Source organism: Microcystis wesenbergii FACHB-1317 (genome assembly GCF_014696875.1).
In the GTDB taxonomy this organism is placed as follows: domain Bacteria; phylum Cyanobacteriota; class Cyanobacteriia; order Cyanobacteriales; family Microcystaceae; genus Microcystis; species Microcystis wesenbergii_A.
On the sequence record NZ_JACJQV010000156.1, the window covers coordinates 1 to 24,104 of the forward strand.

The window sequence follows — 24,104 nt, forward strand, 5'->3', positions numbered from 1 at the left end:
AAAATAATAATTGTTCCTGTAGGAAGACGTTCTCCTTGTAACTGCCCTCGATTCCACATTCTCCAAGCAGTGTCATAACTGATCCCTTTTTTCTTAGCATAATCTGATAGTTTTATATGAACTGCAACGTAAACTTGTACTAACCATATTAGCAGTTGTTTGCAGTCATTTGCATATATTTTTTACAAAACTAAACAATACCGCTGCCGGTGCCGGGGGTTCCCGTAGTGGGATCGGTATAGACGAGGCGAAATTTCGGCCAGACTTGCTGGATAATAAAGTCCACTTCCTTGCGAATCGGGGCCCAAGTGGTACTTCCCCCGTAGTTAAATAATCCTTCCGGGACATTTTTAACTGCACCTAAAGTTTCAGAAATTTGATTATTCGAGGAGGAAGATGAATGAGATCGATCATTGAGATTGGGAAAGGTTTTGTTGAGCAACCACCAAGCAATTCCTCCTAAAAGTGTCGATGTCACCATAACCGTCAACAGCAGCGGAAGAATTTCATTTTTCTGGGACATAAAATCAGGATCAGGCTTCGGACTACTTTAATGATAATCCCAGCTTTTTTTAATGACCCTAACTTTGACAATTCTGTCGGGTTATGGGAATTATTAAGAATAAACCCTTCTTAGTTTATTGGACAGGCTTCCTAAAATAGATGGTCATCGAGATCGAGCAGCGTTGAAACCCTGCTCGATCTTAGCGATGAGAATCCCCGTCTTTTGCAAGCGGGGAGATGTCAACACACCTCTATCAGAGGATTTTTGCGAGGATTTTGTTTCTGACTACCAGCTAGACTTGACTACACCGGGTAAGAGACCTTGGTGCGCCCATTCGCGTAAAACGTTGCGGGATAAACCAAAATCGCGATAGTATCCTCTCGGTCTGCCCGTCGTTAAACAACGGTTGCGGTGACGACTGGGAGCGCTATTGCGGGGTAATTCCTGTAATTTTTGGTGAATTGCCAGTTTTTCTTCAAAATCTTCGGCGGTGCGGAATTGTTCTTTTAGTTCCGTCCGTTTAGCTTCGTATTTTTGTCTGAGACGATCGCGTTTTTTCTCGCGTTCTACCATCGATTTTTTTGCCATGGGGTTTCTCGAAAAAGATTTAACCTGTAAAGACAGCATTTCCCATTATAACCTGAATCTCTCCCTAGCCGTCAGACGATAATTTTGGCCACTTCCTAACACCGGTGACAAAAGCAACATTTCTTGATATTAATTCTTAAAGTCCTAGTTGAAAATTTTCTATGTCTGAACCGCCTCAATTTCTCCAACAACGTCTTTTTTATCAAGGTCGCGTCTTTCAATTTCAAGTCTCGAAACTGCGTTTACCTAACGGTGTCGAGGGAGAATGGGAATGTGTCCGTCATCCGGGGGGCGCTTTAGCAGTTCCGATCACCAAGGAAGGTCAATTAGTTTTAGTACGTCAGTATCGATTTAGTCTGCAAGCTCGAATTCTGGAATTTCCCGCTGGAACGATCGATGAAGGAGAAGACCCCGCTACGACGGTAAAACGAGAATTAGAGGAAGAAGCGGGCTATCGGGCGCATAATTGGCAATCTTTGGGTAAATTTGCCCTGGCACCGGGTTATTCCGATGAATACATCTATGCTTTTCTGGCCCAGGATCTGGAAAAATTAAGTTTGCCCCCCGCTCAAGATGCCGATGAAGATCTAGAAGTGGTTTTTATGAGTTTTGAGGCAATGGAATCAGCGATCGCTCGGGGAGAATCGATCGATGCTAAAACTATTACTAGCTTCTATCTAGCCCGTTTAGCCCTTAATTAATCTTTTCAATCACCGCTTGTCCTAGTTGAATCAACTCAAAACCGATAAAAAGGCTTAAAATCACGGTGACAGCCTGATTAAGCAGGGGTATATTGCCTTTGCCGAGAGCAGAAGCGACGAATTTGACCACAACTAAAACGAGAGCGCTAACAACGGCGATTTTGACGGCGATCATAGATTAATTTTTCCTCACGGTTAACCGAAGTATACTATTTCTAGACTTTTTCTGGCTCGTTTCATCTTCGGCTTGATACAAAATGTAGCATTTTGGTGGAGAGCGCTCCTGTCATTGGCAAAAATGCCCAGGTTTTTGTTAAGAATTGTAAAATGTAGTTAGATTTATTTGCTCAGAAGGGGATTCATGTCTAACCAAGAATCGATTTTTCCATTCCCTCAAAAACCAGTGTATTCCTCCGTATTCAAGTCGATTTTAGCGATAATATCAGTTATCTTAATTATGTTAGCAGTGATCGGCGGGCTAATGATGGTCAGTTTATCATTATGTTGGCCGGAACACAATATTTATCGATTACTCCTTGGCTTAGTAGAAGAATTTTTTAACCCCTTTGCTTGGATCAAAGTTCCCACAGTTACTAATAGCTATCAATTATTATTACCCACGGTTATCCTGCTAATTTTTACGCAGTTAATCATTTTCTTGTCTCCGCGTCCGCAAGTTTGGTCAAGATTAGTCATTATTTCTATCACTCTCGCTATCACCCTGCGCTATCTAGTCTGGAGAATTCTGGAAACCTTAAATCTTTCCACCCCTCTCAATGGCTTTTTTAGTTTACTGCTTTTAGGCATTGAGATGATAGTTTTAAGTGGTAGCATAATTCAGTTAGTTTTAGTATTAACCACGAAAGATAGACGCAAAAAAGCTGATTTTTATAGCCAAGCGGTAATCGATAAAAAATATTTACCGACGGTAGATATTCTGATTCCCACCTATAATGAGCCAGCCTTTATCTTAACAAGAACTATTATCGGTTGTCAATCCCTTAATTATCCTCATAAAAATATTTATATTCTCGATGATACCCAAAGATCAGAAATTCATCAATTAGCAGAAAAATTAAATTGTCATTATCTGACTCGTCAGGATAGAAAAAATGCTAAAGCAGGTAATTTAAACCATGCTCTCAGACAAACTCAAGGAGAATTAGTGGTGGTTTTTGACGCAGATTTTATTCCTTGTCGGAACTTCCTAGAAAGAACTGTTGGCTGGTTTCAAAACCCTAAAATTGCCTTAGTGCAAACTCCGCAAAGTTTTTATAATGCCGATCCTATTGCCCATAACTTAGGCTTAGAAAATCTCGTTACTCCCGACGAAGAATTATTTTATCGTCATATCCAACCAGCTAAAGATGGGGTGGGTAGTCCTGTCTGTGCTGGCACTTCTTTTATTGTCAGAAGAAAAGCCTTAGAAGAAGTGGGCTACTTTAATATAGAATCTATTAGTGAAGACTATTTCACTGGGATTGCTATCTCAGCGAAAGGTTATGAAGTTATTTACTTAAATGAAAAACTCAGCGCTGGTTTATCTGCCGAAAGTTTATCAGCTTATTTACGGCAAAGATTGCGCTGGGCAAGAGGAACTTTACAGGCCTTTTTTATCAAAGCTAATCCCCTGAAAATTGCGGGACTAACTCTACCCCAAAGATTGGCACACTTAGAAGGACTTTTATCTTGGTTTTATCCCTTAGCTCGTTTATTTTCCCTGCTTATTCCTCTCCTTTATACCTTTGGTTATATCGTACCTTTGAACATTACCATCGATGAGACAATCTATATCTTTTTACCCTACATGATGCTGCAGTTATCCACTTATCACTGGTTAAATTCTCGCTCGCGCTCCATTATTTTTTCTGAGGTACTATCGATGATTATTTGCGTACCTACAGCCCTAACAGTTCTCCATGTTCTTTGGAAACCTTTTGACAAAGGATTTCAGGTGACACCTAAGGGACTTGCTCGCCAAAATTATCAATATAATTGGCACTTATCCTACCCATTACTGTTTTTTCTCACCATTACTTTAATTAGTATTTTCTTTAATTTAAATCATCACAATTATCAAGAAAGTCCCCTAAATTTTGGCTTGATTTTAGCTATATATAACGTGGTTATTATCATGACTGCTCTGGTGGCTTTATTGGAAGCTCCCCTCACCCTAGAAACTCAATACCAAGCACTGGAATCCCCCGTTAACTTGATAACAGAATCGGATATAATTATACAGGGTAATCTGAAAAAACTTTCGGAAATAGGAGCAGAAATTCACCTGAGGGAACCCATCTACTCAGAAAAATTACTCCTAGATATTTTAGGCGAAGATTTGCGCTTATCTGCTCATCTACTCAATCTAGAAAAACGAGGCAAAATCTGGCAAGCGACCCTTAAATTCCCGCCACTTACCCTATCAGAGCAGAGAAAACTAATTACTTTTCTATTCTGTCGTCCCCAGCGCTGGCCACTGAAAAATACGGCGGGAGAATTAAAATCCCTTTGGTTGCTAATTATCAGCTTTTGTCGTGGAATAGGCTTGATTTGGCGGGCATTTTTGAATCGAAAAACCTTTAGTTAAGTCAAAAGTCGAAAATACTTAGCGAACAATTACCGGCTGTTGACAGAGTTTCTCAGATAGATGAGGTTCGTTCTTGCCGTTGTACTTCACCTTGACGAGAAAGGCTAGATCACAGTTGTCACTTGGCCAAAACTTGACAGTATTATAATAGAAGTAACCATTCTCAGATAAACAGACTTATGAAAAATCGTTTATGCCTTCACCTGATGGCTAATAAGGAAAAAGGGTTTGCCTTGCCTCTTGCCGTGTTAATTGGACTCATCCTGATGGTAACAGGAATGAGTATGATCATGCGCGCCCAAGGAGACCAATCGAAAGTAATTGCCCAAAACGCCAAGGCTGATGGTTTCAGAAGTTCCGAAGCTGGGGTGACGCGTGTACAAGATTTACTCAATAGCGTTCGAGTTATGGCGACGGTTGATAGTGATAGTAATTGTAATACTGTCGGCTGTTGGCAGAACGCCGAAGTACCTGCTGGTAATCCCAGTAACGATTTACAAAAACATTTAAAAAAATTACACACTGCCACCGCCTGTAGTAATCCCGACAATCCCAACGCTGCCGCTACCTTGACGGCAAACATCGCTCAATTACAACTTTTGAGCGGGGGTCAATGGTCTGATCTCGGTAATAATCGTTATTATCGCGTGGCTGAATACAGATTTACCCCAATCGCTGACCCCAATATTCTGGGTTTGGGAGTTCTCACCCTGGAAGGACGTTCCCGCAAAAGTGCCGAAACAGACCTGACTAAGACTGATCTCAATATAGATAGTGACGACAATGCCGCCTCCCGTAACCGCGTGGTGGTAACTGTCCCTATTCTTCCTTCCCCTCCCCCCGCATTTAACCGCACCACAGTCCCAGCTTTATGGATAAGTGAGGGAAATGCGGACGGTGATGCTGCTCAATTTCAAGGGGATGTGGTGGAGGAGGTGGTGAGTCCAGGATGTAATAATGACCAAAATAAGATTCAACAGCCCACACCTGAACCCAGTCCCGGCTACAAGGCGCAATTTGTCGGTGTGACTTTCCCCAATTTACCGCCGATTCCCACTGGCCTTCCCCCTGGGCAGCAAGACCTGGTACTTGCCAGTTCTCAATTTTTTCCCAGAAAAAATGCGGATGGCGCGATTATTGATACCGCTTCTGACCGCACGATTAACGGTCAAAACGTAAAGGTGTACGAGTATATCGTTAATAATATCGACTTGGATGATGGCGAGACGATTACCATTACTCCGGGGCAACGGGTAGTTTTTTATGTTAAAGGTAATATTAACGGTGCGATCGAACACAACTGCGCTGGTCAGGCAGGCTGTAAACCGGGAAATCTACAAATTTATGCCGATAATGGATTAGGTTCCGCTGCGCCGCAAATTTGTCTGAAAGGAAACGAAAACCTCGAAGGGTTTATCTTTGCTCCTGACTATTCCCTCGGTAAAACCGGTACTGGTACTTTCACCGGTGCTGCCTGGGGTAAAGATTGGGGGAAAATTTCAGGCTGTACCTCAAGCGGTGCTGTAGCTGTGACCCAAGGGGTAGGATGGACTGAATTAATCCAAGACCTGAAACCCCCATTTCCCCGACTTGATAAGATTGCCAATTGGTGTGAGGAACCCATCGATACCACGGGTACATCTACGTGTGTACCTTAATTTCCCGACTCCTTAACTCCCTCCCTCTCCCAGTCCCTAAAAAAGTTTAACTTATCGGGTTGATGAGGGGGGTTGAGGATTTCGGTTCAGGACAGGTTTTATTGGTGAAATCACAGCGATAAATTGCCGGTTTTTGCCAACTGAGGGGAATTTCCAGCAAATCCCTCGAACCGGTCATCGCTTGTCCCAGAAAGAGAGCCAGAGCGATACAATTGAGAATTGTATGGGCGATGCGCCAACGATGGGAACGGTCTTTATAGATATCTTCGACAATTGCCAGAGAGAAAATCATCAGTAATGATGCCGCCATACCGATATAGTAGTGGGACCAGTACCATTGGGCCGAGAGTCGCCAGACCCCATCCTGACAACCGATAATAATTAAACCCATGCCAGTCAAGGTGGCAAAAATTCCGCGCCAGAGGCCTTGTCTAGCGCGGTAGAGACAGACCAAAGAGGCAATGGTGACAAAAAACATCAAAATCACAAAAATGACCTGAAAGGAGTCTAATTTTCCGTCTTTTTGTTGATCGACAAAACCATTAAAACCGTAAACGACCGAGTAAGCTAGTGCTAACAGGTTAACCCCTACTACTGTACCCGTTAACCAGCGGCCTAAGCGTAGATGTTCTGGCCCGACCACTGGGGGAATTTTACTTTTATTTCCTGGGGCGGTTTCTAGGCGACGTTGACGGGTTTGCCAAGCAAAGTTAACTACGAGGCCGATAATAGGGAAAACGACCACTATCGCTAGGACAGGATGAATGAGAGCCAGAAAATCGACGAATTGCATATAAATATCCCGAAAATCGTCAGCAGAAAATCGTCAATAGTTGACAAGCTATAGCCTTGTTTTTTTTAGCTTATCGCAGATATCAGGAGCCGGTCGGCAAAAGGCAAAAGGCAGGAGATAGGGTGATAGGAGATAGGGTTCCCCACTTCCCACACCCTACACCCCACACCCCACACCCCACACCCCACACCCCCACTTCCCATTTCGGCCTAGGAACCTCTTCGATGATCGGCTAATCTAAAAGCAGCAATCCCTAGATTCAATCCTGACTATGAAACTGCAAGAACTTTTGACAAATATCACTCCGGTTTCCCCGATTTCTTCTCCTATCGCTTCTATTACCGAGATTACAGGAATTTCTACTAATTCCCATGCTTGTCAACCGGGAGATTTATTTATCGGTTTACCCGGTACTCGCGTCGATGGGGGCGAATTTTGGCGTTCCGCTTTGGAAACCGGGGCCGTAGCGGCGATTATCTCCCCGGCAGCCGCAGCTAAATTTCCCCCCCCGGAGGATGCTTCGGTAATGGTTGTGGCAGATTTAGTTACTGCCGCTGCTGCGATCGCTGCTAAATTCTATCATTATCCGGCCCTTACCCTAAAATTAATCGGTGTGACGGGAACCAACGGCAAAACCACCACCACCCATTTAATTGAATATTTTCTCAGCCAAGCAGAGATTCCCACCGCTTTATTCGGGACTCTTTACACCCGTTGGCAAGGATTCCAAGAAACCGCTAATCATACCACCCCTTTCGCTAACGAGTTACAAGCCAGTTTAGCCAAAGCGGTGAGCGCCGGCAATGAAATCGCCGTCATGGAAGTTAGTTCCCATGCACTGGCCCAGGGACGGGTACAGGGTTGTACTTTTCCCGTGACGGTGTTTACCAATCTCACCAGGGACCATCTCGATTATCACCTCGACATGGAGGATTATTTCGCCGCTAAAGCTAAATTATTTAGTCCCGATTATCTGCAAGGTAAGGCGATTATTAACCTTGATGATGAATATGGTCAACGTTTAGCGGCCTCCCTGTCTCCCCAACAGGTTTTAACCTATAGTGTGTCCGATGCTCGTGCCGATTTTTATACTAAAGATTTACACTATCAACCCACGGGAGTTCAAGGGGTGATGGTGACTCCCCAAGGAGAAATAGCCTTTGCTTCTCCTCTGGTGGGTCAATATAATCTAGCTAACCTCTTAGCGGCGGTGGCGGCAGTGTTAGAATGTGGTTTAGATTTAGGGACAGTAATCGCTCAAATTCCCCAGTTTTCAGGAGTACCGGGGCGGATGGAACGGGTTAGCACCGCTCCCGACCAAGATATCAGCGTCATTGTTGATTATGCCCATACTCCCGACAGTTTAGAGAATGTTTTAAAAGCAACACGTCCCTTTATTTCTGGTCGGATGATTTGTGTTTTTGGTTGTGGCGGCGATCGAGATCGGACAAAACGGCCATTAATGGGGAAAATAGCCGCAGAATTAGCAGATTTAGCTATAGTTACCTCGGATAATCCCCGCACAGAGTCTCCCGAACGAATCCTTGAGGATATTATCGCTGGCATTCCCCCAGAAATTACCGTGCAGGTAATTAGCGATCGCGCTTTGGCCATTGACACCGCTATTCAAACAGCACAACCGGGAGACGGAGTAATTATTGCCGGTAAAGGTCACGAAGATTATCAAATTTTGGGGACGGAAAAAATCCCTTTCGATGACCGCGAACAGGCCCGGGCTGCCTTGGTGAAAGTGAGAAAGTGATTAGGGGATAGGAGACAGTTATCAGTGACCAGTAACCAGTAATCAGAGACCAAAGAACAGGCAATAGGCGAATTTTTACTTTAGTCTCGGGTGCATCTCAATTGTGGAGAAATATATATATTGCGGTTTTCAGTCTAATAAGGTATAGTAAATCCCTTGATAGATAGGGCTTGCTGAATAAATGTGAAATGTAGGCAAAGTAAGGGTTTTGGGGCTTTTCTCGCGAAACAGGTGCAAGATTTTGAGAGAATCGTCGTTCAAAACCTCGCGTCTTCATCGGCCCGCGTCCTGTAGGGGCGAAGCATTCGGGCAATAACCTATCGGTGAAACCGGAGATTTTCTATCCGAATGCTTCGCCCGTACTTTTTCAGCAAGCCCTAGATAGGCCTTTCAGCGTTTCAATCGGGACTCACTTCTGTGAAAACCGCTATATTAGAGTTCTTGCATAATTAATTTTTGAGAGGGCAAAAATGAGAAAAATAGGCATAAAATTGCCTAAAATCTGTGAATAGACCATTTAATTGATTAATGCTCATTCTTAATTCTCCTGACTACTGACTACTGACTACTGACTCCTCACCTAACCGAATATTTTTGATTTTTGCCAGAGGTCTATTACATTTTGGACGCAGGCAGTGCGCCCCTACCATTGGGCGCATTAATATTAATGTAGGGGCAAATTGCCCTCGCCCTCTTTTAACAACTTCTGCTGCTCACCAATAGGTGAGAGAAAGTCACAATTATGAGATGCCTCCTTTTAGTCTCTCTTTGTTTAGTTTTTCCTTTCAAGCCACTCCCTGTTAATTTTCGGCAATTTTAGGGAATCATAAACTAGAGAAAGACTGGTAGAACTAGCGATCGCTTGTTGACATCGTTTGAGATCACAGTTTTTCCCTGTGTTGAGATTGAGGAATCAAGATTGGCAATTCTCCCATTACCAGTCTTCCGATTCTAAAAGTTATGGCACGATGCTTTGAGGTTAAAACACCTCCCAAAACCAAAAAGGGAGATAGAGCAAAAATTTGCCGATAGCTCCCGGGCTAAATGCTTGCCGCTATAGGAATGAAAACCCCTCATAAGGTCAATTGGTGACTCTCAATGATCTACTGCGTTAATCCCTCCTGTTCTCAACCGAAAAACGCTCCTACAGCGTTAATCTGCGAGAATTGCGGTTCAAAACTTCTTCTGCACGAGCGCTATCGAATCCTGGGCATTTTAGGGAGAGGAGGGTTTGGGGCAACTTTTGCTGCATCGGATCTGTCCCTACGGGGTAACCCAATATGTGTGGTCAAACAACTGCGACCTTCCACTGACGATCCTAATATTTTTCGCATAGCCAAAGAACTGTTCGAGCGAGAAGCGGAAACCTTGCGTAAAGTCGTGATTCATCCGCAGGTTCCCCGATTATTAGACTATTTTGAAGATAATCAACAGTTTTATCTAGTTCAAGAATACGTTGAAGGTGATAACCTGTACGAAGAGGTAAAAAAACGCAGTCCCTTTAGCGAAGCGGGAGTCAAACAGTTTTTAAGCGAACTTTTGCCGATTTTGAAATATATCCACGAACAAAAGGTAATTCATCGGGATATCAAACCCGCTAACCTAATTCTTCGGCAAACGGACCGAAAATTGGTTCTAATTGACTTTGGGGCGGTAACAAATCAAGTTAACACTATGATTGCTCACACCAATTTGGCCTTGGGGACCGAAGGTTATGCCCCTCCTGAACAGATGGCCATGCGTCCCGTTTACGCTAGTGATATCTACGCGGCGGGAGCTACCTGTCTCTATCTACTCACGGGCAGCTCTCCTAAAGATATCAAGGCTGATCACAATACAGGTGAATTACTCTGGGAAAAATTAATCAAGGTGAGTCCCCAGTTTGCTAAAGTCCTGAAAAAAATGCTGGAATTCTCTGTCCGTCATCGCTACAAATCCGCCCAAGAGGTAATGGATGCTTTAGACATGACTGCTTATGCCGATAGTCTAGCCCAAAGTTTAATCGCAGCTCCAGTGGTTACTTCCCCGAAACCACCACAAGATTCAGGTCTGATAGCCAATTCCTCCGTTTCTGTCCCTCTAAGTTCCAAATTGCGCCCCAAAAATCCAGTTGTCTCTTCAGATAATATGCTGGCAGATAGGAGTAAAGCCCACAGCACCATAGATATAACCTTACTGAAGAAAAAACCCCCCTTAGATGCAAAAGCAATTCTCGATGCTTACAATAACGGCCAGCGCAATTTTGCCCAAGAGGAATTAGCGAATCTCAATCTGGCCAAAGTAAAACTTTTGGGGGTAAATTTCTATCAATGCAAATTAACAGGAACTAATTTACAAGGAGCAGATCTGTCTAATGCGGATCTGGGCCGGGCTGAGCTCAGTCAAGCTATTCTCAAAAGTACCAATTTAAATAATACCTATCTCGCTTATGCAGACCTAGAAAAGGCCGATTTACGCGGGGCTAATCTCACCGGTGCCTATCTTCGCTACGCTAATCTCAAAGGTGCTAATCTTTGCGGGGCTAATCTCTCTGATGCCCAAGTAACTCAAGAACAAATCGCCCTAGCAAAAACCAATTGGTTAACAGTTATGCCCAATGGTAAACGCGGTTCCTGGTAATCTTTTTTCAGTGATCAATAATCAGCAATCAGTAAAAAGACAGTAGGAAACTTCGATTTAATACTGTCACTTAAAACTCAAATCTGATAGCTGATAACTTACCCACTGATAACTGATCACTGATCACTGATCACTGATTTAACCGCGGCTTTCCTTAAAGGTTTTGTAGGCGGTTTCGGAGTCGAAAATATGGCAATAATCAACGATTCGCTGCATTAATGCCCAAGAAAACTCAGTTTCTTTTAGGTGACTACCCCAATTTTCTTGGAGACTAGCGTGAACTTTGCGGAGGTTATAGGAAGGAATCGCCGTCGAGATATGATGGGGGATATGGACATTAATATCGTGACAGAGAATTTCTACCCAACGGGGATAGCTACAGTGAACCGTTCCCTCTAGTTGCGCTAAAGCTTGATTCCACTCTTCGGGATAGTAAAATTGAATATCGGGGTCTGTGTGATGGACAAGGGTAAAGGTACTCATCCAAAAATGATAGACAAACCAAGGTACCACCCAAAATTTAACCAATCCCCAGACACCAGTGTAGAAAATGAGGGTTGGGAAAAAAATAGCGGCAAAAACCAGAACTACAATCATCGAAAAGCGGGCTTTTTCCCGTTCGTTCTCTTTGAATTGTTCGATGTTGAAGTGTAGAATAGCCCAGTGGGCGATCGAACCGAGCCACCAGAAACGTCCGCGAATACCGCGATAAAAGAGACGCACTAGGGGATTGGCCGAGTTAAAAGCTTCTAATTCCCAAGGATCCCAAGCATTATCTATCGTTACCATGTTAGTTTTAGCATGATGGCGATCATGGAGGAAACGCCAACAGTGGAAGGGATAGATAAGCGGTAAGAGGAAAATATGACCGACAAGATCATTAACCCAGGGTCGATTAGAAAAAGACCGATGACCGCCATCATGAGCGATCACAAAGAATCCCGTTAAAGCTGTACCCGTAAAAATCCAAGCTAAAGGCAGTAAATACCAGGGAGAATAAACTAGCATTGCATAACCCGCAATGACCGCCAAAATATTCGTAATCACACCAAACCAAGCTTTAACTGGGTCTTTCTGGAAATATTCTTTGGGAATGCTTTTAATAATATCTTTCAGTTTAAAGTCTGGCTCGATCGAGGTGATCAACTCCCCATGCAATTTATCCGTCGTTGCCGTCATGAAATCTCCAATTACACTTAGGTGAACCCTTGACAATAAATCAGCTAGGAGGTTTGGCTAAATTCTGCCCAATACCACAAGCCGTCTTTTTTGTCAATATATTTTTAACCTTAATTAATAAACTTCCAGTGAAGCTTAATAATCCTTTACTTTATATACCATAAGAGGAGATTTTCTGTTTTGGCAAAATTTGACGGCGGGTGCATCTCATTTTTGTAAATCTACTAATTGGGATTTTTACGGGGAAACTCCCCTGCTAAAATCGGGCGTTGTTTCTGATTTTACCACTCAATCCCAGCTTTTGGGAGGTATAACTACCCAAACCCCGGAGCGCATTAGTTTTTCGGTGGGATGCTTACACGCAGCTGCTGATACATTTGTCATCATCTAAGAGTCACTGATAATTGCTGATTGTCGGTATTCCTGCAAATCTGAGATGCACCCTTGACGGCTGCCTATGGCCTTCAAAAACTGATAACTGATAAAAAAAACAAATATTGACTATTTTTAGGCATTTTTCAACGACTAGCCGTGTTTTCTAGGGATTTAATCTCCTCCTGTACCTTACGGTGTTCGCGATTTAACTGTTTTTTGACCGATTCGGGGAGTTGTTCCTGTTTTTTCAGGGCATTATTAAAGTAATCTAATGCCAGTTTCAAAGAGCCAGTATTTTTATCCGTATTGCCTTGAATTCTCAGGATTTGACCCTTCAGATACATTAATTCTGGATTATCGGGGGTCGCTTTCAGAGCGTTATCGATAAACCGCAAAGCCTGATCATACTGCTTTAAATCCCGGTAAGCTAGAGCGATACCTCGATCAACCAAGTAATCAGGACTCCCGTAGGTTTCTAGCCTTTCAATTGCCTCTTGGGGACTAGAAAAGGGCAGATTAACCGCTAAAATCAAATCCATATAACCCTTTAACAGGTTCAATTCCGGATCCGTAGGATTAACCTTTTCTGCGGTTTCCAAATACTGAAACACCTGTTGTAGTCTGGGGATAGCCGATACTGCTCCTTCGGTTTGAAAAACGTAGGTTCCCTCCAAAAAACTACCCACCGCGAGATACAAATTTCCCCTTAAAGGGTCGCTGTCCTGTATTTGTTTGGCCGCTGCCTTAGTTTTCTCGGAGTAGGTTTTTAGGGTGTTCCAATCCTGGTCGGTAAAAGCAAGAGAGGCCCGCATAGCATGGGACAAAGGTTCTTGGGGTTCCTTTTCTGTGGCCTCAACAATTAATTTTTTTGCCTCTAGATAGTTACCTTGTTTAAAAATAGCGTTAAAAGCGGCCTCGGTCTTATCACCAATCGGTCGGGGATTGGTTTTGCGGAAAGGATCTCCGGCTAAACCGGGACCAATCCAGTTAACCACTACCATAACAGCCAGCGAAGCACCGATCGCCATTTTTTTCGTTAAACCTAACCTCAGCACCATGGTCAAAAGTCTCCTTGAGCGAATGAAAAAATCTGTCACAATAGAAACGGGTTTCTAGACTTAATTTCCAGTTATTTTCCTGTCAATGCTTTATCTCAAAGATGTGGTTTATCATCCCCCCGCTGCCCTCAATCCCATTTTACAGGGGATTAATCTCGAATTAGCACCCCAAGAATTAGGTCTGATTGTCGGCCCCAGTGGTTCCGGAAAAACGACTCTTTTGGAAATTTTAGCAGGCTTTGCCGATAAAACAGCAGGGACAATTCACTGGCGCGACCAAGAATTAACGGTGCTGCACCTGCAACAATTAGGAGGAATCGTTTTTCAGTTTCCCGAACGTCATTTTTGCGGTAAAACCATCCTTGAGGAGTTGCGTCTCGGTCATCCAGAAATTAAAAGCGATCGCCTAACAGCGGCCTTAAAGGAGGTAGGATTAGAAAATACTCCTCTGGATACTTCTCCCCACAATCTTAGTGGAGGTCAACAGCGTCGTTTATCCCTCGCTGTTCAGTTAATCCGGCAGCCTAATCTGTTACTTCTCGATGAACCTACGGCCGGTTTAGATTGGTCGATGCGTCGTCAATTGGCTAAACTTCTCGCTAGTCTCAAACAACACTGGACTTTATTAGTAGTTAGTCACGATGCTGGGGAATTATTGCCTATTGCTGACCGTCACTGGAAAATTGAACAAGGACATTTGAGGGAAGTAAAAAGTGAAAAAACAGATAGTTGAGGTTTTAGGGTTTTGGGGTATTAGTTGAAATTTCCCCACTCCCCTCATACCTGATAACTGATAACTGATGACTGATAACTGATAACTGATAACTGATAACTGATAACTGAATTAATGATCCTTCCTGAATTATTTGACCTTTGGCAAGAAACCCTAGAATGGCAACCCGATGGGGCCCAACAAGCGCGATTTCAACAACTTTATGACTTGATTTTAGAGGGTAATCAACGTTTTAATCTCACCCGAATTACTCAACCAGAGGAGTTTTGGGAAAAACATCTTTGGGATTCTTTATCGGGTTTAGCTTGGTTAGAAAAATCCCAGCTGGATCTATTGACAAAATCCCTATCAGTCATTGATTTGGGGACGGGGGCCGGGTTTCCGGGACTGCCAATCGCGATCGCATATCCCCATTGGTCGGTGACTCTCTTAGATTCCACCCAAAAAAAGATTAATTTTCTTGAAGAAGTTATTGACAAATTGGAGTTAAATAACACGAAAACTCGTTTAGGTCGGGCGGAAATCGTCGGGAAAAACCTTAAACATAACTCTGCTTACGATATCGTCTGTTTGCGAGCGGTAGGTAATGTGGATATCTGTGTTAACTATGCTTTGCCTTTCCTGAAAAAGACCGGAATCGCTATTCTCTATCGTGGTCAGTGGTCGTCGGAGGATAGTTTGAGTTTAGAGAAGAATCTAGAGAAAGCCGGCGGTAAAATCCTCAAAATTGCCAGTTTTACCACTCCCTTAAGCCAAAGCGTCCGTCATTGTCTATATATCGGCAAGGGATAACTTTAAGCGGTGAGAGGATGAAAAAAGAAAGCCAAGGACAGAATAGCATAGGTAGCTAAGAGTAACATTCCTTCCAACCAATTCGATCGCCCATCACTACTAATCGAATTAGCCAACCACACCGCCACAGCCACTGCCACCAACTCAAAGGGATTAAAATTTAAATCCATGGGCTGACCGATAATATAACCAATGATAACCAAAACTGGAGCCACAAACAGGGCGATCTGCATACTGGAACCGACAGCCACAGATACCGATAGATCCATTTTATTCTTAAGAGCGACGGTGACAGCCGTAGCGTGTTCGGCCGCATTACCGATAATAGGCAAAAGAATCACCCCGGTAAACAGCGCCGTTAAACCTAGCTGTTCCGTAGCCTCCTCTAGGGATGCCACCAATAACTCCGATTCTACGGCCACAGCGATGGTAACGATCAATAAAATCAAAGACCAAAACCAGATTTTCGGCTTTGCGGGGTTTTCTCCAGCGCTTTCCTCGTCGATACCGGCAACCCCGACATCGTAGAGATAGGTGTGGGTTTTCATGGAAAACAAGAGACTTAAACCATAGACGAAAATCAACACCGCTGCCACGGCCACGGATAGACGCTGTAGGACTATTTCCCCGACTCCCGTGGAGGTAAATTCCACGGCAGTGGGTAAAAGGAGCGCCACCACCGCTAAATTCATGGCTGAAGCATTTAAACGAGCGGTTATCGGTTGAAATTCCTGTTCTTTGAAGCGTAAACCGCCTAAAAACATCGATAATCCCATAACTAAGAGTAAATTACCGATAATTGAGCCAGTAATCGTCGCTTTTACCACATCGATAAAACCTTCCCGCAAAGCGACATAGGCAAGAATTAATTCTGTGGCATTGCCAAAGGTGGCATTCATCAAACCACCAATATTTGGCCCAACCACCACCGCAATCGCTTCCGTGGCTTCCCCCATGTAGGCCGCTAGGGGGATAATGGCTAGACAAGCGGTGATAAAAACAACTGTTCCGCCCCAGTGTAGCAGGGAACCGGCGATCGATAGCGGCACAAAAATTAATAAGATGGCGAAAATGGTGTTTTTGCTTAACATAAAGTGGGTAATTTTGTCAAGATAATTTTATTTCGATCGGGTTGGGAACTGAGGGGGACTAGAATCGGATTCTAGCCAAAATTCCCCAGTAGAACCGGTTATTATCCATAATATTGCCCTAAAACCGTCTCTGAGCGACTTTTCTAGGGGTTCGGGGGGTGATTGGGAGGGAACAGTCACCGGTTTAATCACAATTCCGCGACTACCAAAAACAATTTCTCCCACTAATCGCGCCCTTCTCATGTGATTATCGGAAGTGACTAGATAGACACTATCAATACCTTGGGCTTTCAGTTGATCGGCTAGGCTAGTAAAGTTAGTGACAGTATCTCGCGCATTGTAATCGAGATGGAGACGTTCTAGGGGAATTCCCGCTTTTTTAAAAATCTTTCTCACATATCGTCGCGGACTACCGGAAGATACCCAAATCGGTAGATCGGGATATTCCTTAGCTAATTTTGCCGCAAAACGTTCTCGATCAGCATGACCTCCCAAAACAAAAATCGCTTCCGGTTTTAGCCACTGCTGACGTAAATCGTGATATAACCAGCCTAAACTCGCCAAAATTAGCGGAATAGCCAGCAATTTTAACCTAGATTTGCCTAACTTCCCTTTCAGAGAAACTCGCTTTTTTCCCTGAGAATTAGCCTTGAGAACCATATAACAGTAATCGGTGAGCGGTTGTCAGCCTTCAGCTTTGTGGATTAAAGTGATCGAGGGTGAGGATCATCGAACTCACATTGACGTAGGAGATAGGGATTTTATTCCCCAACTGACCGATAATTTTTCTGGAACTCAGGTGGATTGATGCGGTTGCTTACATCCCCCACCAACGGGCCACCGCTTCGGGAAGGGGTAGCAAAATACTTAATAACAAAGCCAGGGAAAATAGACCTAATAAATCTCGTTTATTATCCAATTCGGTGACATCATTTAACGCAGGTTGATCGCTGACTGGCATTAATAAGAGAATAATCGCCCAGAGTAAAAAATCTGGCTGCACTAGGGCTAAAATAAACATGAATAATCGAGTTAATTGACCGATAATTATGGCGGTTTTCTGTCCATACATGGCGTGAACAATATGACCACCATCCAATTGACCTACGGGCATTAAATTTAGGGCTGTAACGATAATTCCCACATAACCAGCTACCGCTAAAGGATGTAAATGGATGGCTTTTCCTGCGATTAAATTACTGCCGAGAGCTAGTTTAGCTACGATAGACAAGAAAAAAGAAAACTGCGGATTTAAGGCCTGAAAATTTAATAAACTGCTCTGATTAGTTAGGGGAACTATTTCCGAGAGGGACAATCCCCAAAACATTAGAGGAATAGCGATAATTATACCCCCCAAAGGACCGGCCACGGCCACATCAAATAAAGCTTTTCGGGTGGGTACAGGGGATCGCATTTGAATAAAAGCCCCGAAGGTGCCGAGGAAGAAAGGAATGGGGATAAAATAGGGCAAAGTAGTTTTAATTTTATATTTAACTGCTGTAAAATAATGACTGAATTCGTGCAGTCCTAAAATAGCAATTAAGCCCAAACTGTAGGGTAAACCTTGCAATAATAAACTAGGATTATTTTCTAATTGTTGGGCGGTAATGCCACTTAATCCCGCACCGACCACTGTGGTAGTTAAGATAGTTAATAACAATAAACCCAGGGCAAGAAAGGGGCGAGTAACTTTTTCAGTTTCTATGGTTTCTGTTTTTTGCTGCCAGGGATTAGCCACAAGAGCGAAAAAAGGTTGTCCCTGAAAACTTTCTTGGAAAAGCAATAAAAAGCGATCACCAAAAACCTTTTCCACATTGTTTTTAATCACTTGATAAGCTTCTTCGGGAACTGCCCGCAATTTCCCCCGACAGAGAATTGCTTGGGGACGATAATCGATATTTTGCAGATAATAAATACCCCAAGGAAAACAATCTCTTAGGGATTTTTCCTCTGCGGCAGTGATCGGTTTTAAATCATTTTTAGGTGCAGGATTATCGATATTTTCTAGGACTAAATTCGCTTGTTTCGGTGGTGATGGGGAGCTTTCTTGGGGAGTAACTCGACCCTTCTGTACTAACCACCAATACAAAAAAGGGCAAATCACAAAAGGACCGATGAGCAAAAATGCCGGCATGGGGGTATCCTCTCCATAGATTAACGTCCAGCCAGTCCAAATTAGAGCCGGAGTCATCAGGACTAACCAAATTAACCAAACTGGTGTTGTCGTGACTTTGGCCACGCTACGCTTGACGATAAAATAAGTAAAACCGCCAAGAATCCCTAATAACAACCACATTTCCATATCGGCTCTTTTCTCTTGAATAAAAAGCGGCTAATTTCAGCCGGCCCGGTCATCGATCGTGCTAAGTTATAAACCGCATTGATTGTGATTTGGATAGGCAAACCATGCGATCGGAAACCGAATCGTCTCCTTTAGAGGTTAGCAAAACCACAAAACCCCCTCGATTAATTCTAGAAGGTTTATACGCTTTCTCGCCTAATCGGGAAACCCTAGGGGGAACCTCTTATCTTATTGTAGAAAATACCGGCAATATTCTGGTGGATTGTCCTAGCTGTGAGGAGAGCGAGCGGGATTTTCTCCTAGAAAAAGGGGTCCGTTACCTATTTTTTACCCATCGCGGGGGTCAGGGGAAACAGAGCGATTCTCTGCAAAGTTGGCTTGATTGTGAGATTATTCTACAGGAACAGGAAGCCTATCTGCTTCCTCACCGTCAAATTACCGTTTTTCAGCAGCAAATCCAGTTATCTCCCACTTGTAGCGGTTTTTGGACTCCCGGCCATTCTCCCGGTTCCTCCTGTCTCTACTGGCAGCGTCACGGGGGGGTTTTATTTACCGGTCGTCATCTTCTCCCCGACACCAAGGGTCAACCGCAACCCCTACAGACCGCGAAAACTTTCCACTGGCCGCGGCAACTGCGATCGCAAAAGGCCATTTTAGACCGTTTTAGTCCGGAAACCCTCTCCTATCTTTGTCCGGGAGCTAATACCGGCTTTTTGCGCGGGCGGGGAATTATCGATCGCGCCTACGAAAAAATCAGCGCCAATCCTCTTAACTAAAGACTTTTTAGAAGCTGCATCGTTCAATTCCGGCTCTTCTGGTTTCTGTGTGGAAACGAGGTCTATACTGATAGTTTCTTCCACAAAATAGTCCTAAAAGTCTTGCCCAGTAAACATTTAACCTTACATAAGCAAAAATTATCACACAAAGTCGAGAAGAGCCCAATTCCCAGAAATTATGAATTTAACCGTTAAAGACTTGGGTGAACAGGGATTGCTACCGATTCTGCAAAAATATTGTCCTGCGGAGATTATCGGTGATGATGGGGCGATTTTATCCCTCAAAGACGGTTACTCTCTCGTTGTCACCACTGATGTTTTAGTCAATAACGTCCACTTTAGCGATCTTACCACCTCTCCCGAAGATGTGGGCTGGCGAGGGGCGGCGGCTAATTTATCCGATTTAGCGGCTATGGGGGCAGAACCCCTAGGAATTACGGTAGGATTGGCTTTAACTCCCGATCTAGCCCTCGATTGGCTAGAAGGACTCTATCGGGGTCTTAGCTCTTGTCTGCAAGTATATCAGACGGCGATCGTTGGTGGCGATGTCTGTCGGGCCACGGAGATTAACGTCAGCATCACTGCCATGGGACAAGTGGCAAAAAATGAAGAAATTAGACGTTTTAACGCAAAAGTTGGCGATAGCATCGTTATTACTGGTTATCACGGTTTATCGCGGGCTGGATTAGAGTTACTCTTGCACCCTGAAACCGGGAGGAATTTAAATTCCTCCCAAAAAAAGCGATTAATCCAAGCCCATCAACGCCCGCGACCGAGACTCGATTGCATACCACATTTACAAAAAATTGTCAAGCAATTTCCCATCGCCGGCATGGATAGCAGTGACGGATTAGCAGATGCTATCATCCAAATTTGTCGCTGTAGTGGGGTTGGTGCCGAAATTGAGAGGATTCCCCTGCATCCAACCCTGAAAGAATATGTAGGAGCCGAAAAAGCTCTAGAATGGGCTTTATACGGCGGTGAAGACTTTGAGTTAGTTTTGTGTTTGCCTCCGGACAGTGCCAGAGAATTGCTGGAGAAAGTGGGGGAAGAGGGGGCGATAATCGGTCAAATTGTCCGGGGGAAAGAGATAAAATTAGCTGACGGGAGAAAACTCAGTTTAAGCTCCGGATTTCAACATTTTTAGCCTCTATAAATCGCCAAAACCTTTCTTTTTCTTGATTTTCTTCGGTTTTTTCGGGCTGCCACCTTGACCGCGGAACCCCGGTTGATTGCCACCCCCAAACATTCCGCCACCCATCCCGGGCATCCCAGGCATAGCGGGCATTTGTCCCCGTCCCATCTGTTGCATCATCGATCGCATTCTGGTGAAATTAGCAATTAGTTTGGTCACTTCTGTTTCCGGATGTCCCGAACCTTTGGCAATGCGACGACGACGATTAGGAGACTTAGCCAATAAATCGGGGTTAGCGCGTTCCTCCGTGGTCATGGAATTAATCATCGCTTCCGTGCGTTTTAACTCTTTTTCGCCCTTTTCGATGTCTGTCCCGCTCAGTTTGCCTAGACCGGGGATTAACTTTAAGACTCCCCCCAGGGAACCCATATTTTTTAACAGCCGCATCTGTTTGAGGAAGTCGTTAAAATCAAACTTAGCCTCTAAAATCTTGGCCTGCATTTTGGCCGCGTCTTCTAGGTCTAACTGTTCCTGAGCTTTTTCCACTAGCGTCAGGACATCACCCATATTGAGGATGCGACTGGCCAGGCGATCGGGATAAAATGGCTCTAAAGCTTCTACTTTTTCCCCAACCCCAACAAATTTAATCGGTTGTCCCGATATTTGCCGCACTGATAAGGCCGCACCACCGCGAGTATCGCCATCAAGTTTGGTGAGAATTGCCCCCGTGATGCCGATTTGTTGGTGAAAAGTGTGGGTGAGATTGGCCGCTTCCTGACCGGTCATCGCATCCACCACTAATAAAGTGTCGTCGGGCTTGACAATTTTCTTGATTTGTGCTAGTTCGCCCATCATCTGGGTGTCTATCTGCAAACGACCGGCGGTGTCGATGATAACCGTATCTACGCCCAATTCTTTGGCTTTTTCCACACCTTGACGGGCGATATCGACGGGATTAGCCTGAGAACCCATCTCGAAGACGGGAACATTTATCTGTTTACCGAGGGTGATTAATTGGTCAATGGCCGCCGGACGGTAAACATCGGTGGCCACCATCAGGCAGCTTTTGGACTGTTTGCGGAGATATAGGGCTAATTTGGCGGTGGCGGTGGTTTTTCCTGTCCCTTGCAACCCGGCCATTAAAATCACGGTGGGGGGTTTATCGGCCTGAGCTAGGGGGACGTTACTTTCCCCCATAATTTTGACCAATTCATCATAGACAATTTTGATAAATTGCTGGCCAGGATTAACTCCGGAAATAACTTCAGCGCCGAGGGCTTGTTTCTCGACCTCAGCAATAAATCCCTTGACTACCTGTAGGTTAACATCTGCTTCCAGTAAAGCCCGCCGGACTTCTTTTAGGGTATCTTGTATGTTGGCCGAGGAGATTTTATCTTGACCTCGTAACTTTTTCCATGCGTCTTCTAAGCGATCGGCCAGTGCGTCGAACATAGTTTCGGAATTAAATTTTTAACTAGATCGATTTTATCTCAATGTCGGGCTGAAGACCCCCGCTCTTACCCTGTCAGCTTTTGACTACAGCGTTTCTCGTCAAGCTGAAGTATAAATTAAACCTGGCTTCGGCAAGGTTTTCAGGGGCCAAAACGCACCTCATCTATCGGAGAAATGCTGTAATTTTGTCTTTATCTCCCTCCTCTGTCTCTCTCGGGAACGGAAAAACAGAAATGACAGGGAAAAACGGTTTCCGTCCGAGAATTTATCAATCGATTAAGTTGAGTATATAGAAAATAAAAGTAGGAAATTATTCGAGGGGCAAAGAAAACAAAGAGCCAAGCTTTTAAGCGATTCAAGTAACCGCCAGGCTCGACAAATAATCGAATATTGTTTAGGTGATTTTGACATCCTTTCCCAACCGATCAACAAGGATGAGTTATAAGTAGTCGAACATAAATAAACAACACTATGTTAAGGAATGTAAAATAGGCAGTTTTCGCTGCTGCATACAGCTTTCTAACCTATTTACAAAACTTTATACAGCAGCGAAAACTTATGTCCGACTACTTAGCAAATCGGTTTTTAATAGTATGATTAAGTAGTCAGACATAAATTCTGTTGTCTATCTTAAGAAATGTAAATTGCCGCAATTCTTACTGACGACCGACGACCGACTCCTTACCCCACAGTTAACTTTACTTTTGTCCAACTACTTAAATGCCAATCCAACTTTAAAAATCCTCTTCCTTCTTCCCACTCCCCACTCTCCTATACTTTTTCAACAGGATTGAGTATTACCATAATTTCTCCGCCGGTTTTCTGGTCAGATTTATTAAGTCACCATTGCCCTAAAAATCCAGTAAGGGCTGAATAATTTTCCCTGTCAAAGTCCATCGACCTGAAGCGAGAAAAATTGATTTTTGTAAATAATAGTTTCAATGCGCTCCTTACTAGCATAGGATAGAAACATCGGATTTCCAGGAGGGGTGACGATGAAAGACAGTTCTATATTCCGACGTTTCCCGCAGGTATTTGCGGGTTTATCGGCGCTATCGATCGCTCTCGTCTTCAGTTCGTGGATAGCGGCGCGAGCGATCTTGGCGGTGAAACAGGCCAGCGATGTTTTTGTCGTGACCGGTTCGGCAAAAAGGCCGATTACATCGGATTATATTCTCTGGCGTTTATCGGTTTCCAGTCAACAACCCACCGCCCGCGATGCCTACCGCGATCTGATCCAGCAAACCGAGCGGATACGAGCTTATCTCAAAGAAAAACAAGTTCCCGACGAGGCAATCACCACCAACGCGATCGAGACGATGCCGATTCCTGAAATAACGAACGGCCAGGAAACTGGGCAAATTCTCGCCTATCGCCTCACCCAACGCTTCGAGATCCGAGGGAGCGATGTGGCCCGTTACACGGAACTTTCTAGGCAGGTAACAGAATTGATCGAGGAGGGAATTAACCTCGTCTCCGAACCCCCCCAATACCTTTACACCCAACTGGATAAGCTGCGGGTGGAAATGGTGGCCGCGGCGACCAAGGACGCCAGAGCCAGAGCCGAAGCGATCGCCAGTAGTACCGGCAGTCGGGTGGGAAGGGTGCGCGATGCAAAAACGGGAGTTTTTCAGATCACCTCGCGCAATTCCACCGACGTGAGCGATTCGGGAATTTACGACACTTCCTCGATCGACAAAGATATTACCGCAGTCGTTTCGGTGACGTTCGGGATCGAGTGAATGACAACCCACTCCTTACTGCTGTCCAAACAGCGGAGCGTCTGTGCTAGGTCTAGACTTGACCATGAGAGTAATTTCAGCAAACAGAGAACCTCTGTTTGAGTTGTCTCTTTGTGTCCTTCGTGTCTTTGTGGTTCGTTCCAGTCGCTCGCTGGCAGGACTGTATCATGGAAATACATTTTACCCACCAAACCCAAGAGAGCCCTTAATTTGATCGCAAAAGGGAAATTTAATCTCTCTAAGCGAACACCTGTTC

The 24,104-nt window shown here is 44.2% G+C and carries 20 protein-coding genes and 1 pseudogene; 10 read left to right on the top strand and 11 right to left on the bottom strand.

Going from position 1 to position 24,104, the window contains the following annotated elements; genetic code table 11:
* The 3 genes and pseudogenes from H6F92_RS26805 to rpsN all read right to left on the bottom strand — a co-directional run.
* Nucleotides 1–116 (bottom strand): annotated as a pseudogene (locus H6F92_RS26805) (IS607 family transposase); the annotation flags it as partial.
* A gap of 74 nt (nt 117–190) precedes the next feature.
* Complete coding sequence (locus H6F92_RS13390; RefSeq protein WP_242030129.1) at nt 191–523, bottom strand: hypothetical protein; 333 nt, start codon at nt 521–523, stop codon at nt 191–193.
* Between the two features lie 267 nt (nt 524–790).
* Entirely contained in the window at nt 791–1,093 is a 303-nt protein-coding gene (gene rpsN, locus H6F92_RS13395) for a 30S ribosomal protein S14 (RefSeq protein ID WP_147071634.1), read from the bottom strand.
* 161 nt (nt 1,094–1,254) lie between these two features.
* Between rpsN and H6F92_RS13400 the strand changes: the two genes are divergently transcribed.
* A complete protein-coding gene (locus tag H6F92_RS13400) occupies nt 1,255–1,794 on the top strand; it encodes an NUDIX hydrolase (RefSeq protein ID WP_190358261.1) in 540 nt (179 codons plus the stop codon).
* Here the strand turns inward: H6F92_RS13400 and H6F92_RS13405 are convergent.
* Nucleotides 1,787–1,969 carry a hypothetical protein gene (locus H6F92_RS13405; protein WP_002759616.1) on the bottom strand — a complete coding sequence of 61 codons (183 nt, stop codon included), beginning with the start codon at nt 1,967–1,969 and terminating at the stop codon, nt 1,787–1,789. The two genes, H6F92_RS13400 and H6F92_RS13405, sit on opposite strands and share 8 nt — an antisense overlap.
* A 186-nt stretch (nt 1,970–2,155) precedes the next feature.
* Here H6F92_RS13405 and H6F92_RS13410 point away from each other — a divergent pair, with 186 nt between their 5' ends.
* Nucleotides 2,156–4,381 (top strand): glycosyltransferase family 2 protein, encoded by a 2,226-nt coding sequence (locus H6F92_RS13410; protein WP_190358262.1) that lies wholly within the window; start codon nt 2,156–2,158, stop codon nt 4,379–4,381.
* A 179-nt stretch (nt 4,382–4,560) separates the two neighbouring features.
* Complete coding sequence (locus tag H6F92_RS13415; RefSeq protein WP_190358263.1) at nt 4,561–6,039, top strand: DUF7305 domain-containing protein; 1,479 nt, start codon at nt 4,561–4,563, stop codon at nt 6,037–6,039.
* 46 nt (nt 6,040–6,085) lie between these two features.
* Here H6F92_RS13415 and H6F92_RS13420 read toward each other — a convergent pair whose 3' ends face one another.
* The gene (locus H6F92_RS13420) at nt 6,086–6,832 is read right to left on the bottom strand and encodes a DUF4079 domain-containing protein (RefSeq protein ID WP_190358264.1); all 747 of its coding nucleotides are present in this window, start codon (nt 6,830–6,832) and stop codon (nt 6,086–6,088) included.
* Between the two features lie 271 nt (nt 6,833–7,103).
* Here H6F92_RS13420 and H6F92_RS13425 point away from each other — a divergent pair, with 271 nt between their 5' ends.
* Together H6F92_RS13425 and H6F92_RS13430 are read left to right on the top strand one after the other, a co-directional pair.
* The gene (locus H6F92_RS13425) at nt 7,104–8,594 is read left to right on the top strand and encodes a UDP-N-acetylmuramoyl-L-alanyl-D-glutamate--2,6-diaminopimelate ligase (protein ID WP_190358265.1); all 1,491 of its coding nucleotides are present in this window, start codon (nt 7,104–7,106) and stop codon (nt 8,592–8,594) included.
* Between the two features lie 1,098 nt (nt 8,595–9,692).
* The gene (locus H6F92_RS13430) at nt 9,693–11,213 is read left to right on the top strand and encodes a serine/threonine-protein kinase (protein WP_190358267.1); all 1,521 of its coding nucleotides are present in this window, start codon (nt 9,693–9,695) and stop codon (nt 11,211–11,213) included.
* Between the two features lie 138 nt (nt 11,214–11,351).
* On the opposite strand, the gene H6F92_RS13435 is transcribed toward H6F92_RS13430, so the two are convergent.
* Together H6F92_RS13435 and H6F92_RS13440 are read right to left on the bottom strand one after the other, a co-directional pair.
* The gene (locus H6F92_RS13435) at nt 11,352–12,392 is read right to left on the bottom strand and encodes a fatty acid desaturase (protein ID WP_190358269.1); all 1,041 of its coding nucleotides are present in this window, start codon (nt 12,390–12,392) and stop codon (nt 11,352–11,354) included.
* A gap of 518 nt (nt 12,393–12,910) precedes the next feature.
* Complete coding sequence (locus H6F92_RS13440) at nt 12,911–13,825, bottom strand: Sll0314/Alr1548 family TPR repeat-containing protein (protein WP_190358271.1); 915 nt, start codon at nt 13,823–13,825, stop codon at nt 12,911–12,913.
* Nucleotides 13,826–13,910: 85 nt separating this feature from the next.
* Between H6F92_RS13440 and H6F92_RS13445 the strand changes: the two genes are divergently transcribed.
* A complete protein-coding gene (locus H6F92_RS13445) occupies nt 13,911–14,558 on the top strand; it encodes an ABC transporter ATP-binding protein (protein ID WP_190358273.1) in 648 nt (215 codons plus the stop codon).
* 114 nt (nt 14,559–14,672) lie between these two features.
* Nucleotides 14,673–15,350 carry a 16S rRNA (guanine(527)-N(7))-methyltransferase RsmG gene (rsmG, locus tag H6F92_RS13450; RefSeq protein WP_190358275.1) on the top strand — a complete coding sequence of 226 codons (678 nt, stop codon included), beginning with the start codon at nt 14,673–14,675 and terminating at the stop codon, nt 15,348–15,350.
* A gap of 2 nt (nt 15,351–15,352) precedes the next feature.
* On the opposite strand, the gene cax is transcribed toward rsmG, so the two are convergent.
* The 3 genes from cax to H6F92_RS13465 all read right to left on the bottom strand — a co-directional run bounded on the left by cax (nt 15,353) and on the right by H6F92_RS13465 (nt 18,743).
* Nucleotides 15,353–16,441: a calcium/proton exchanger gene (gene cax / locus H6F92_RS13455; protein WP_190358277.1), complete on the bottom strand. Its 1,089-nt coding sequence runs from the start codon at nt 16,439–16,441 to the stop codon at nt 15,353–15,355.
* A 27-nt stretch (nt 16,442–16,468) separates the two neighbouring features.
* Entirely contained in the window at nt 16,469–17,101 is a 633-nt protein-coding gene (locus tag H6F92_RS13460; RefSeq protein ID WP_190358279.1) for a YdcF family protein, read from the bottom strand.
* 157 nt (nt 17,102–17,258) lie between these two features.
* Nucleotides 17,259–18,743, bottom strand: a complete 1,485-nt coding sequence (locus H6F92_RS13465) for a site-2 protease family protein (RefSeq protein ID WP_190358281.1) — start codon at nt 18,741–18,743, stop codon at nt 17,259–17,261.
* Nucleotides 18,744–18,847: 104 nt separating this feature from the next.
* On the opposite strand from H6F92_RS13465, the gene H6F92_RS13470 reads away from it, so the two are divergent.
* Nucleotides 18,848–19,519: an MBL fold metallo-hydrolase gene (locus H6F92_RS13470; RefSeq protein WP_190358283.1), complete on the top strand. Its 672-nt coding sequence runs from the start codon at nt 18,848–18,850 to the stop codon at nt 19,517–19,519.
* 178 nt (nt 19,520–19,697) lie between these two features.
* Entirely contained in the window at nt 19,698–20,666 is a 969-nt protein-coding gene (gene thiL, locus H6F92_RS13475; RefSeq protein ID WP_190358285.1) for a thiamine-phosphate kinase, read from the top strand.
* Nucleotides 20,667–20,669: 3 nt separating this feature from the next.
* Here thiL and ffh read toward each other — a convergent pair whose 3' ends face one another.
* Nucleotides 20,670–22,106 carry a signal recognition particle protein gene (ffh, locus tag H6F92_RS13480; protein WP_190358287.1) on the bottom strand — a complete coding sequence of 479 codons (1,437 nt, stop codon included), beginning with the start codon at nt 22,104–22,106 and terminating at the stop codon, nt 20,670–20,672.
* 995 nt (nt 22,107–23,101) lie between these two features.
* Between ffh and H6F92_RS13485 the strand changes: the two genes are divergently transcribed.
* Nucleotides 23,102–23,848, top strand: coding sequence for an SIMPL domain-containing protein (locus H6F92_RS13485; protein ID WP_190358288.1), 747 nt, complete (start codon nt 23,102–23,104; stop codon nt 23,846–23,848).
* Nucleotides 23,849–24,104 lie beyond the last annotated feature (256 nt).